The sequence below is a fragment of the Paludisphaera borealis genome (assembly GCF_001956985.1).
Classification (GTDB): Bacteria; Planctomycetota; Planctomycetia; order Isosphaerales; family Isosphaeraceae; genus Paludisphaera; species Paludisphaera borealis.
This window is the reverse complement of sequence record NZ_CP019082.1, coordinates 6,059,185-6,071,837: the sequence shown is the minus strand read 5'-3', so window position 1 is coordinate 6,071,837 and position 12,653 is coordinate 6,059,185. Positions and strand designations below refer to the sequence as shown.

Below are 12,653 nucleotides of genomic sequence, written 5' to 3'. Positions count from 1 at the left end.
GGGATCTCATCACTGTAAAACAAACTGTAACGGGACCTCGATTCCCGGTCGAGAGCCAATGGTGCAAGGCGATACGCCGTTGTATCATCGGACGGATGGATCATCCACAGAGCATTATCGATCATCTCGTCAAGCATCGGGACCGCGACCGGCTGGTCGACACGGCCTTTCTGCTGATCGACGCTCCGAGCCCCACCGGCCAGGCCGGGAAGGCCTGCGATCGACTGGCCGAGATCCTTGAGGCCGACGGCTTCGAGGTCGAGCGGCCCGACGGCGGGCATCCCGCCGCGCCGGCGGTCGTCGTCCGGTTCGAGACGGGAAAGCCGGGGCGGACGCTCCAGTTCAACGGCCACCTCGACACCGTCCACCTGCCGTTCGTCCCCGCCCGCGTCGAGGACGACTTGCTGCGCGGCAGCGGCGCGTCCGACATGAAGGGGGGCGTGGCCGCCGCGGTCGAGGCGCTCCGGATGCTCCGCGACTCCAAGGCCCTTACGGCCGGCTCAATCCTGCTGACGGCCCACGACCTGCACGAAGCCCCCTGGGGCGACGGCCGCCAGCTCGACCGCTTGATTCGCGAGGGGATCGTCGGCGACGCGGTGTTGCTCCCGGAACCGCTGTCCGACGTGTTGCCGACCGACGGCCGCGGCTGCGCGACGTGGAAGGTCCGCATCAGCCGCACCGGTCCGCCCGTCCATGAAGTGATGCGCCCGATGGACGAGCCCAGCGTGATCGCGGCGGGGGCCGAACTCGTCGCGCGGCTGAAGCGATGGGACGCGAAGCTGGCTGAGATCGTCCACTCGATCTGCGGTTCCGCGAGCGTCTTCATCGGCCAGATCCACTCGGGCGAGATCTACAACCAGTACCCTCAGGAATGCCGGCTCGAAGGCACCCGGCGATGGCTGCCGGGAACCGACGGCCGCGCGACCGAGACGGAATTCCGCACCCTGCTGGCCGACCTGGCGCGCGAGTCGGGGACGCGCATCGAATGCGACTGGCTGTTCATTCGCGATGCGTTCCATCTCGATCAGGCCGACCCGTTCGTCTCGATCTTTCAAGCGAGTTACCAGCAGATCTCGAACCGCCGCATCCCCCTGGGCGGCAAGCCGTTCGTGGATGACGGCAACAGTTTCTGGGCGTTGGCCGGCGTCCCGGCCATCACCCACGGCCCGCGCGCGGGCGGCCAGCACACGGTCGCCGAATGGGCCGACATCGCCGATATGGAACGCGTCGCCCTGCTCTACGCGCTCACGGCCGTGGCCTACTGTGCTTCGGGAAGAGCGCAAACGGAGGATGAGGAATGGCCGCAGCCGGCGCCGTACCCGATCTGATCACCGCCGCCCAGACCTCGGAGGAGGCGTTCCTCCGCCAGATTTTCGTCCGCGACCAGATGGCCGAGTGGTCGAAGCAGCCGCTCATCATGGCCAGGGCCGACGGCGTCTATTACTGGGACGTCGCCGGCAAGCGGTACCTCGACGCGCTTTCGGGCATTTACGTCGCCTCGGTCGGCCACAACAACCGCCGCGTGATCGACGCCATCCGCGCCCAGCTCGACGTCCTGACCTTCTCGCCCCCCATGCACGGCACGAACCCGCTCGCCGTGCAACTGGCCAACATGCTGGCCGAACTCGCGCCCGGCGACCTCTCGACGGTCAAGTTCGAGACCGGCGGGGCTGAAGTCACCGAAGCGGCGATCAAGCTGGCCAGGCAGTACCACAAGCTGACCGGCTCGCCCGGCAAGTACAAGATCATCAGCCGCTACCAGTCGTGGCACGGCTCGACCCTGGGCGCGCTCTCGGCCTCGGGCCTGAAGTCGCGCAAGACCGTGAACGAGCCGATGGCCCCGGGCTTCCTGCACGTCTTTCCGCCGACCTGCTACCGCTGCCCGTTCGGCAAGGAATACCCCGATTGCGACATCACGTGCGCGACGCTCATCGAGTCGGTCATCGATATGGAAGACCCGGCCACGGTCGCGGCGATCATGGTCGAGCCGATCGGCCACACGGGCGGAATCATCGACCCTCCCGAGGAGTATCTGCCGATCCTCCGGGAGATCTGCGACCGCCACAACATCCTCTTGATCTTCGACGAGATCATCACGGGGATCGGTCGCACGGGGCAGATGTTCGCGGCCGAGACGTTCGGCGTGACGCCCGACATCCTGTGCATCGCCAAGGGGATGAGCGGCGGCTACGCGCCGATCTCGGCGATGATCTGCCGCCGCCCGATCGCCGACGCCTTCTGGGGGCCGATCGCGACCAATCCGGGGTTTGTCGAAGGCCACACGTTCGAGGGCAACCCGATCTCGTGCGCGGCCGGAATCGCCGTGCTTAGCGAGATCATTGAACGCGACCTGCTCGCCAACGCACGCGAGCGCGGCTCGCAGCTCCGTCGTCGGTTCGAGGAGCTGGCGAGCAAGCACCGTGTGATCGGCGACATTCGTGGCAAAGGGCTGTTCCTCGGCATCGAATTCGTCCGCGACGTCGATACCAAGGAACGCTTCCCCGACGCGACGGCCCTCGGCGTGAAGGTCGGCCGGCGAGCCCTCGAACACGGCATGCTCTGCCGGTTCGACCCCCACTGGATCGCCTTCGGCCCCCCCTTGATCGTGACCGCCGAACAGATCGACGCCATGATCGCCGTCCTCGATCGCAGCCTCGGCGAAATCCTGGCCGAGGAAGGCATCGAAGCCGGCCGCTGAATTCGGAGGAATCCATGAGCACGACGACATCGACGCCGGGGACCCCGGGCTCGGTTCCGGCCGCCGTCGTTTCGACGCTCTACAGGCTGAGCGTCGACCAGTACGAGGCGATGGCGGACGCCGAGATCTTGACCGAACAGGATCAGGTCGAGCTTATCAACGGGTTTCTGGTGACCAAGATGACGAAGAAACCCGCGCATTCCGTCGCGGCCCGCGCCGTGGCCGAAGCACTCGTCAGGCTGGCGCCAGACGGGTATTTCGTAACGCGGGAAGACCCGATCCGCATCGGCGGCGTCAGCGAGCCCGAGCCCGGCGCGGCGGTCGTTCGCGGGCGGTCGCGCGATTATGCGAGGCGGCATCCCGACTCGGCCCAGGTCGCCCTGATCGTCGAGGTGGCCGATTCGAGTCTCAGCCTCGACCGCACGGAGAAGCTCCGAATTTACGCGTCGGGTGAAATCCCCGTCTACTGGATCGTCAACATCGTCGATGGTCGACTGGAAGTCTATTCGCAGCCCGAGGCGGGGACATATCAGGTCGTCCGGACTCTCGATCCAACCGAAGCGGTCACGGTCGTCGTCGACGGCCGCGAGCTGGGCGCAGTGGCGGTGGCGGATATCCTGCCCTGAGATCCGCCCCGTGGCCTTCGAAGTTCTCAGCGGGCCGTCTTGGGGACCCACTTCACGAAGTAGAACGCGAGCGGTTCGTCGCCCGTGTTGTTGATGTTGTGCGAGACGTTCGGCGCCGAGAACATCACCGAGCCGGGGCCGACCTTGGTCGTCTTGCCGTCGCAGAAGATCTCGCCGTGGCCCGACTCGATGACCATGATCTCCTCGTCGGGATGGACGTGCGGGGCGTGGGGCGACTTGCCGGGGTCGATGACGAACCTCCCCGTCACCAGGCTGGAGCAGCCTTCGGTCTCGCCTTGCAGGTACAGGCCGATCTTCCCGACCGGCTTGCCCTGATCGTTGGCGACCGACATCGGCACCTGATCGAGGCCGATGGTCTGCGAGGGGACGAGCGCGGCGCGTTCCTTCGCATGGACCACCTCGCGCCAGGCCCAGCCCGATCCCAGGGCCAGGGCGAGCAGCGTCGTCAGAGTCGTGGAGCGGCGGAAGGGGGGGATACGTCGCGACATGGGGCGAACTCCGGTCGTCATTGGCGGTTCCAGGACAAGGCGTCATCGTAAACCGGAGGAACGAGTGTTGGAACCGGGATGTCGACCGTCCGACCAAACAGCCCCCCCGACGAGGCTTCCTCGATCGAGCCTCCCATGTCGTATATTTAGATTGGAGAATTAGCGACCGACAGGGTCTTTGGCAATCGAGCGAAGGATGCGCGGCCCAGGTGGTCGACTCGGTTCGAATACAAACCACCATGACGCCGTGGGGACACCCGGCCTCATGAAAATGGGGCATCGCGCCGGCCGGGTCCGAGTACAAGCCCGAAGCGCCAGCGAGTGCATGGACCCGAACGGCCGACCGGAAATGCACTCGCTGGCGCTTCGGGCTTGTACTCGGGCATGCACTGGTTCGTCCCAAGGCGATTTTTCAGATCAGCTCGAAGCGCCAGCGAGTGAATTCCCCGCTGGCCGACCGGAGATTCACTCGCTGGCGCTTCGGGCTTCCATTCAGAGGCCGCCCGCGTGACTTCTCGTCAGCTCATTTTCATGGGGTCCGGTGTGCCGACGGCGTCATGATGGTTTGTATCGGGGCATGCCCTCGCGGGACTCTTTCCATGGCAACCCAATCCGATCAGCCGGCGATGCGAGGGGAACGAGTCGCCGTGGGGGGCAAAAACGCGCGAGCGGACTCAATCCGCGCATCGACGCGAATCGAGGACGACCGGGTGAAACAGGGCGGTCATTCAACCCGTTGGCACCGGATTCGTGAGCAAACGAAGCCAATTTCCGGAGTCGACTGAAGAGACGCAATACGTTTTTTGATCTCAATTTACAGCGATTTCCCCAGGAGCTGGCCCGGGGAATTCGGAGCGAACGGACCCAATTCGTCGGGGGCGTCCTCATCCAATGGCGAGGGCGCTGGAAGGTCGCCTGTGGAAGAAAATCGAGTGTTTTCCGCGCGAACGGACCCAATCCGAAGGGGTGAGGAAGCGAGAAGCAGATGCGAGGCGCCGAGGGGTTTTCCGCGCGATCGAAGCCAAATTCAGAGGCCGATACAAAACACTTGAGGACAACAGGTTGCGACTCTTCATGGGCGATCATGGAAACAGCAAACGAACCCAAAATCCGCGAGTCGGTCGGTGTCCGAGGCGGTTGGGCGAGGCCGGCCTCAAGGGGCCGACGTTTTGGAGCGAATGCGGAACGGTTTTCGCATGATGGCGCATCCCGCGCATGCAACGTCGCGAGACGGACGGCGGGTGTTCGTGGGGCGGCGACGGATAGTTTGAGATGGGACGGCGACGCCGTTCTCGACCTCGAAAGAAAGGAACCTGGAACTCGATGCTTCGGACCTCCATCGTGACCTGGTCGTTGATCGGCTGGCCCGAGATCAAGCTGCCGCTGGGCTTGATCCTCCTGTTCGGGCTCCTGGGCCTCGTCGCGCTCATCGTTCTGTATCAGCGCAGGCGACAGCTCCAAATCACCGTCGAAGAGCAGTTCAAGCAGTTCCGCGAGCGGGCCGTCGGCCTGATGGATCAGCTAGACTCGCTGCGACAGCGCCACAAGACGCTGCCGAGCACCGACCCGGACTTCGTCGAGCCGATGACGGGGGCGACATTGGCGTTGTACGACCAGGTGAGCGCGGACCTGGAACGGATGTGGGAGCGGTGGCTGGCGGTGATGGAGGTCTGGAACCAGGCCGAGCAACGGATGCGGTCCGCGTCGACGTTCGGAGTCAAGCCGACCGAGGAGGCTCGCGAACTGCTGGCCGGTGGCGGTCTCGAAGACCTGATCAAGCAGTCGAGTCTCTGCGAGGCGAGTCTCGACCGGCTCAACCTGGCCCACGAGGTCGCCCGGAAATCGGTGAGAGAAGCGCGGCGGCAACTAAGCCTGGTCGAACACGCGCTCGAGGGGGGCGAGCTGTCGAGCGGCGCCAGCGACCTGTACCGCCGCGAGGCTCGGCTGGCCCAGCGCGAGCTGGACGACGCCGAGAAGATCCTCACCGCCGATCCTATCGGCGCGGAGGAGCGGATCGGCGACGTCCGACGGTCGCTGGCCGACGTCCAACACCAGCCCTCGCCGCGAACCTACCAGCCCCGAGACGGCTTCGGGTTCCCTTCGCGATCGGTCCTGGACGACCTGGCCGTTGCGGCGAGCCGGCTCCAAACGCTGGCGTCCAATCTCCGTGTAACCGACGTCGTCGCCATGCTCATCAAGGGCTGGGTCCTGCTCTGGGTGCTGGGCCTGTTCCTGGCGATCCTGCCCGCTTTGATGCCGCTGATCCTGATGTTCATGGGATTCGTGGTCATCGCGTCGGGACTGAGGGTCTTTCAGCGCATGGCCATGCCCTGGTACTGGTACGAGCCCCGCCGCGGCAAGCGCCGAAGACCATGGTGAGCCTTGCTCGCCCCGGCGAGCCGACCGCCGGTCACGCCTCGCCGCCGGCGATCGCAAGGTTCTCGATGTCGACCGGCTGGGCCTCGGCGGCCTGGTCGGTCTCGGACGACGCCGGTTCGCCCTGGCCCGGCAGCCAGACGGCGCAGACCAGGCAGCCGACGGACAGGAACACCATCATCAAGTAGACGTCCCGCAGCGAATGAGCGAGGCTCGTCTGGACGAGGGCCAGGGCGCCGGTCGGGAGCAGGTGGTGCGTCTCGGTCCGCAAGGCCGAGCCTACGTCGACGCCCGCCGCGCCGGCGATCTTCAGCAACCGCGAGAGCTCCCAGGCCAGGGCGCCGCCAAGAGCGCCGACGCCGATCGCCCCGCCGATGGTCCGGAAGAACTGCACGGCGCCCGTCGCCACACCCCGTTGGCCCCAGTTCACCGCGTGCTGCACCGCGAGGATGAAGCTTAATGAAGTCGGCCCCATCCCGATCCCCATCACGACCAACCCCACCGCGAACGTCAGTCTGGCGGTCGACGGGTAAGCCGCCCCGACCGCGAGCGTCAGCATGCCCGCCGCGATGAAGCACGATCCGAACACGCCGGCGCCCCGGAACCCCCACCGCACCACCGCCCGGGCCGCCACGGTGACGCTAACCGCCCAGGCCAAGAACAACGGCATGAGCGCTCTGCCCGCCTCCTTGGCGGTCCCGCCGAGCACCCCTTGCACGTACAGAGGCACGTATGTCTCGATCCCGAAGAGGATGCCGCCGATCAAGAAGCTGCCCGCCACGGAGGTCGCGATCACCCGCCGGGTCATCAAGTCGATCGGCAGGATCGGATCGGCCGCGCGGCGCTCCCAGGCCACGAAGCCCGTCATCAAGGCGAGGGTCGCCGCGCCCAGGATCAGGCAGTTCGTCAGCCCGAGCGAGGCGCCGTCCAGCACGATCAGCAACAGCCCCGACAGCCCCGCCGTCAGCAACCCTGCGCCGGCCCAGTCGATCGGCGCCACCCGGCGCGGCTCGACCCGCTCGTGAACCGCCACCACGAGCATCACGATCGCGATCGCCGCGAATGGGACGCTGACGAAGAAGACCCAGCGCCATCCCAGCTCGACCGTGAGCCAGCCGCCGATCATCGGCCCGGCGACGCTCGACAGCCCCCAGACGGCGGCGAAAAGCCCCTGAATCCGCGCCCGCTCTTTCAGCGTGAAGAGGTCGCCGAGCAGGGTCAGAACGATCGGCCCCACGGCCCCCGCGCCCAGCCCCTGGATCGACCGCATCGCGATCAACTGCCCCATGCTCTGCGCCGCGCCCGAAAGCATCGACCCCGCGCTGAAGAGCGCCAGCCCGAACAGCAGCACTCGCTTGCGACCGAACAGGTCGGCCAGCTTGCCGTAGATCGGCGTACTGACCGTGGCGGCCAGCAGATACGCCGACACGACCCACGGATAAATCTCGAACCCCTTGAGCTGCGAGATGATCGTCGGCATCGCCGGCGAAACCACAAGCTGCTCAAGCGCCGTGACCGTCATCGCCACCAGCAACGCCGCCGTCACCATCCGCCGATGCGGCATCGGCGTCCCTTCTGAGCTTACATCCCTTTGTTCGACTTCATCCCCGGAATTCCCATTTTTTCCCGCTTCCGCCATTTAACCAACTCCACGTGCCAACAAGTGTCCAGGCTTCATCGATGTGGCATTCTAGCAACCTCGCCAAGGGGGACACGGTTCGATCCCGAGAGGATCGGCGAGAAGGCCGTGGTTTTGGAGCCGGTTCCCGAGAGTCCGAGCGGTCAGTTCGTTTTGAACCAGTTCAGGAACGTCAGCGCTGCGAGGATCAGCGCGAGTCCGAGGGCGAGAACCGCCAGGGAAGCGAGGGGCGAGACGTTTTCCGGGGCGAAGTGGTGGGTATCTGGCTCACGGGCCGGCACTTCGCCTTCTTCGTCGTCCGGCCAGTCTTCCTCGATATCGAGCGCAGCGGCGGTGGCGGACCAGGTTTGCGAGAGGATAATCCGGGCTTCGTCCGCGAGGTTCTCGGGAACGCGAAGGAGGACGCCGCCCGTGGCGACCGAGTACATCGACCGATCCCCCATGCGCTCACCGTCGATCATCGTCGGGATGCCCTCGGCTTCCAGACGAATGCGAGGAGGCTGGCATGCCAGCGAGTCGGCGTAATGGCCCACCTCGACCCAGGCGGACGACTCGTCGGCGAGACGACCGGTCAGCCCTGGCGGGGCGTGGCTTTCGAGCGTGATCTGGTGCTTCGGGCAGGAATCACCGGCGGGGAGCGACAGAAAGTCCTCGCAGACCGGGCAATAACCCTTCGAGATCAGGCGGTCGCCGCAGTGCGCGCACGCCTTTGAATAGGCTGTCGGCGTGGCCGGCCTGCGGCATCCCGGGCAAAACCAAGGTCCTGAACTCTGTGCGTGTTCCAAAGCGGCAAGGCTCCCGGGGCGGGCCGTCCGTCGCGGTCGGGAAAGTGTTCCGTACTTCTCTATTTTAACAGATGCGAGGCCCCCTCAGCTAGCCGATCGGTCATCGAACCGGGACCGTCGCGGCGACCTGATCGGCGGCGTCGAGTCGAGACTCAAGGTGGATCAGATGGATGGTCCCCGGCTTTGTGGTGACGGCCAGGAGACTCCGTGGTCGGCAATAGGCCAGGCCCGACGTCTCGGTCCCGCCGAGGTTGAACGGCCCCTTCACGGGGAACTGGCCCAGCGTGCGCCGGGGCGACACCTGAACGATCTCGAGCGCCGAGTCCTCGGGCCGGGTCAGGACGAGGTAGTCGGGGGAGGCTGACGAGTGCGGAGCCGACACGACGACCGCCTCGGACTCGCGGCCCGTCGGCATGACGATCCAGTCGCCGTCGGGCGCCTGCGAAACGTAGGGGAATTCGTCGGCCGCGAGATCAGTGCGACCCGATGCGACCGGAGCGGCGAGGTCGGCGAGGTCCACGGCGATCGACTGCTTCGAATGCGCGAGCGACACCAGGACGCGCGTCCCCCCCGATGAGACTGTCAGGCGGTCGGGATCGTCGCCGGACTCGAAAGTCACGCGGCCTAGCGGCTCGGGGGCGTTCGAGCCGAAGTCGGCCGGCAGGACGGTCAGTTCGGGCGACGGCTTGTCCGCGTCCCCCTCGGCGCGTCCGGAACACAGAACCAGAAGATGGCGGCCGTCGGGCGTCACGCTCAGGTCGTCAGGGTAATAGCCGGCGAGGATTCGCGGCCCGACCTGCGAGCCGGCAAAGGTGAAGACCTCGGACCAGCCGGGTTCCAGATGCTTCCGGTCATTCGCGGGACGCAGGAGAACGACAAGCTTATCGCCCGCCGCCGCGATCGCCACCGGTCGGCCGGCGACTTCGATCTTCGACAGGAGTTCGAGAGTGAAATCGTCGGCGATGCGGTACACCAGCACGCGGTTGTAGCGCGGGCACATCACCGCGAGCTTGTCCCCTCGGTCGTTGAAGACGACGCGGGTCGATCGCTGCTGGCCCGTCGACTCGCGGTCGGTCTCCCGCAGGTTCCACGGTCCCGCCTGGACCTCGATCGGAGTCCGAGCGCGATGGATCAGCCACGACGCCCCCGCGACGATCGAGACAGCCGCGAACGCGAGGCTCAGAAGGATCATCGGCTGAATCTTGCCGGCCGGCAGAGCGGACGGAGGCCCCCCCGATTTTCGACCTCGAAGCGGAACCTTGGTTTCGGTCCCGGCGATCAGGCGGCCGATGTTCTTGCGGTGCCGGAGGATCAACAGTCCGACGACCGCCAGCGCGAGCAGGCTCATGGCGCGGTGCTCCCGGCTCCAGGGCTCGGCGGTTCGCGCGAAGTACGCGGCCACGAACGCAACGCCCCCGGTCATCGACGACAGCGAGACGTATCGCGTGACGAGGAAGACCGCGAAGAACCCGATCGTTGCCGCGGCGCAGGCGATCGGATCGAGCGCCAGCAGCGCCCCCAGGCTGGTGGCGACCCCCTTGCCCCCTCGAAATCCGAGGTAGACGGGGAAGTTGTGCCCCACGATCGCCGCCAGGGCCGCCACGACAGGCAGCTCGGCGGGCGTCGGCAAGCCGAGCCAACCCGCCAGCCAGGGCAAGCCCGCCGTCGGCAGCAGCCCCTTGAGCAGGTCGAGGACGAAGACGAGCACAAAGTAGCGGAAGCCGAGCAACCGGCCCACGTTCGTCGCGCCGATGTTGCCCGATCCGACCGTTCGGACGTCGGTCCGGGTCGCCAGGTAATAGACGATATAGCCGAACGGAACTGACCCGAGCGCGTACGACGCGAGAGCGGTCAGCGAGAAAGACGTCATCAAGGAGGGGTCCAAGGTCACTGGTCGCGCCCGATTTTGAGGATCGACTTGTCGGTCTGCCCGAGGAACGCGGCTCGGCGGTTGTCGAAGATCTCGTTGGCCGTGGCGTAGTCGTCGTGCCGGCCGATGTCGAGCCAGTAGCACTTCTGCCGGTAGCAGTGGACCGCCTTGCCGGTCGTTCGCATGGCTTCGAGCAGCTCGGGCATGGTGACGGCTTCCCCGGCCTTGAGGAAGTCCCAGGCCTGGGGGTCGAGGATGTAAACGCCCATGCTCACCTGGAACGAATACTCGGGCTTTTCCTGGTATCCCGTCAAGACGTGCGGATCGTCGCCGAACTGGAGGACGCCGAAGTCGATTTTGACCTCGCGCGGATACGACGCGATCGTGGCGGCGGCCCCTCGGTCGCGATGGAACGCGTGCATCGCGCCATAATCGAGCGTCGTGAGGATGTCGCCGTTGATGACGAGCACGGGCTCGGTCGGCCGGTTCAGCAGCGTGAGACCGCCGGCGGTCCCCAGCGGCGTGACCTCGCGGCGATACGAGATCCGAGCGCCGAACTTCCGGCCGTCGCCGCAGAAGCTCTCCATCAGTTCGCTGAGGTAGCCGGTGATGATCGTGACGTCGAGAAAGCCGAACCGGACGAGCTGGCGGAGCACGACCTCGATGATCGGCATCGGGTCGTCCTCGCCGAGCGGCATCAACGGCTTGGGCAGAACGTGCGTATAGGGCCGCAGCCTCGTCCCCTTGCCACCCGCCAGAATCACGGCCTTCATCGTTCCGCTCCCCTTCCCTGGGTCTTGAACCTGTTCTTCGATCCCGACGGCGGGCTAGCCGCGCCCGGCTTTCTTGCGGCTCGGGCTGACCGCGGCGTGCGGCCCGGAGCCCGTGTGACGGCCGTGCGATCCGTGCCTCGCCTTGCTTGCGGCGACTTCCTGGAAAACCTTCAAAAGCGCCGCGACGTGGCGGTCGAACGTCTGCGCCTGGCCGAGCTTCACGGCCTCGGCCGCCATGGCGCGCCGCTGGTCGTCGTCGGTCATGTGATCAAGCGCGGCGACGAGTTCGCCCTGGGCGTCGGGCGAGGTCAAGACGTAGCCTTGGCGGCCGTCGGTCATCAACTCGCTGGCGCCGTTGCAGGTGGTGGTGATCACGGGCAAGCCGCACGCGAGGGCTTCCAGGACCACCAGCGAACACGGGTCGTAGTAGGTCGGCAAGACGAAGAAGTCGCTCGACCAGTAGCACTCGCGGACGTCGTTATGGAAGCCGAGGAAGTGGACGACGTCGCCGACTCCCAGCTTGTCGGCCAGCCGACGGTACGGACCGGTCCGGCCGCCGCCGCAGACGAGCGCGTGGATCGGCCGGGCGCCTTCGCGCCGGCGAGCGGCCAGAGCGCGGATCAGCGGCTTGAGGCCCTTGAGGGCGTAATTGTGGCCGACGAACAGGCCGACGAGGTCGTTGGGTTCGAGGCCGAGACGATTGCGGAACCCGCAGCGGACGGCCGACGGCTGGGCGACCTGCACCCGCGCCGGGTCGATCGCGTTGGGGACGACGTGAATCAAGGGGGGCAGGACGTTCTCGAATTCCTGAACGTGCCCCTTGACCATGTTGCTGACGGCGATCACCCGGGCCTGACGACGAGGCGCATACTGCCGACGCTCGATGGCGCGGTAGGTCCAGTATTTCGGATTGAGCACCTTGCCCAGAACGTAAAGTCGACGAACCAGCGGGCTGGAGAACCGCATCGAATTCGCCTGGAGGCTGCCGCGATGGACGCCTCCTTGCGGGATGATGACGTCGTGCTCGTAGGTGTTGATGAAGCCCACGGTGCAGTCGTACTGGGCGTTTTCAAGGGCCCGGGCCGAGGCGTCGGCGAAGCTCTTGATCTGCCCGCGACGGCTCGCGCCCTGGGTTTCGACCTTGATGCAGCGCACTTCGGCGGGCAAGGCACCTTCCGCCCAGCTCGAGGCGTACAGATCGACATGATGACCGGCCTGAACTAGGCTCCGGCAGAGGTCGACGATGTACGTCTCGGCCCCGCCTCGCGTGGGATCGATGCGCGGGAAATTCAAGGCCAACCGCATGGATCTGATCTCCCGATTAGGATGCGTGCGTCCTGAAGCGCCGTCATCCTCAAGTCTTCGCATCCCGGTCGT

Annotated in this window: 10 protein-coding genes; 4 read left to right on the top strand and 6 right to left on the bottom strand. The window is 66.2% G+C overall.

The genetic code is table 11. The features are described from left to right. Window positions 1-95 precede the first annotated feature (95 nt). From BSF38_RS23505 to BSF38_RS23495, 3 genes are read left to right on the top strand one after another with little or no spacing between them, the layout of a single operon-like run. The gene (locus tag BSF38_RS23505; RefSeq protein WP_076349544.1) at window positions 96-1,328 is read left to right on the top strand and encodes a M20 family metallopeptidase; all 1,233 of its coding nucleotides are present in this window, start codon (window positions 96-98) and stop codon (window positions 1,326-1,328) included. Continuing rightward, window positions 1,298-2,698, top strand: coding sequence for an aminotransferase family protein (locus BSF38_RS23500; protein ID WP_076349543.1), 1,401 nt, complete (start codon window positions 1,298-1,300; stop codon window positions 2,696-2,698). The genes BSF38_RS23505 and BSF38_RS23500 overlap by 31 nt, the downstream gene beginning before the upstream one ends. A 14-nt stretch (window positions 2,699-2,712) precedes the next feature. Next, window positions 2,713-3,324, top strand: a complete 612-nt coding sequence (locus BSF38_RS23495) for a Uma2 family endonuclease (RefSeq protein ID WP_076349542.1) — start codon at window positions 2,713-2,715, stop codon at window positions 3,322-3,324. 26 nt (window positions 3,325-3,350) lie between these two features. On the opposite strand, the gene BSF38_RS23490 is transcribed toward BSF38_RS23495, so the two are convergent. After that, complete coding sequence (locus BSF38_RS23490) at window positions 3,351-3,833, bottom strand: cupin domain-containing protein (protein ID WP_168189436.1); 483 nt, start codon at window positions 3,831-3,833, stop codon at window positions 3,351-3,353. A 1,323-nt stretch (window positions 3,834-5,156) separates the two neighbouring features. Between BSF38_RS23490 and BSF38_RS23485 the strand changes: the two genes are divergently transcribed. Then, window positions 5,157-6,212: a hypothetical protein gene (locus BSF38_RS23485; protein ID WP_076349540.1), complete on the top strand. Its 1,056-nt coding sequence runs from the start codon at window positions 5,157-5,159 to the stop codon at window positions 6,210-6,212. A 31-nt stretch (window positions 6,213-6,243) separates the two neighbouring features. Here BSF38_RS23485 and BSF38_RS23480 read toward each other — a convergent pair whose 3' ends face one another. From BSF38_RS23480 to BSF38_RS23460, 5 genes are all read right to left on the bottom strand, one after another. Beyond that, on the bottom strand, window positions 6,244-7,773 hold the full coding sequence (locus BSF38_RS23480) for an MFS transporter (RefSeq protein ID WP_237170582.1): 1,530 nt from the start codon (window positions 7,771-7,773) through the stop codon (window positions 6,244-6,246). A 218-nt stretch (window positions 7,774-7,991) separates the two neighbouring features. After that, a complete protein-coding gene (locus BSF38_RS30900) occupies window positions 7,992-8,309 on the bottom strand; it encodes a hypothetical protein (protein WP_145952288.1) in 318 nt (105 codons plus the stop codon). A 424-nt stretch (window positions 8,310-8,733) separates the two neighbouring features. Next, a complete protein-coding gene (gene plsY, locus BSF38_RS23470) occupies window positions 8,734-10,503 on the bottom strand; it encodes a glycerol-3-phosphate 1-O-acyltransferase PlsY (protein ID WP_076351360.1) in 1,770 nt (589 codons plus the stop codon). Window positions 10,504-10,520: 17 nt separating this feature from the next. Next, on the bottom strand, window positions 10,521-11,276 hold the full coding sequence (locus BSF38_RS23465) for a sugar phosphate nucleotidyltransferase (protein ID WP_076349537.1): 756 nt from the start codon (window positions 11,274-11,276) through the stop codon (window positions 10,521-10,523). 54 nt (window positions 11,277-11,330) lie between these two features. Next, entirely contained in the window at window positions 11,331-12,581 is a 1,251-nt protein-coding gene (locus BSF38_RS23460; protein ID WP_076349536.1) for a glycosyltransferase family 4 protein, read from the bottom strand. Window positions 12,582-12,653 lie beyond the last annotated feature (72 nt).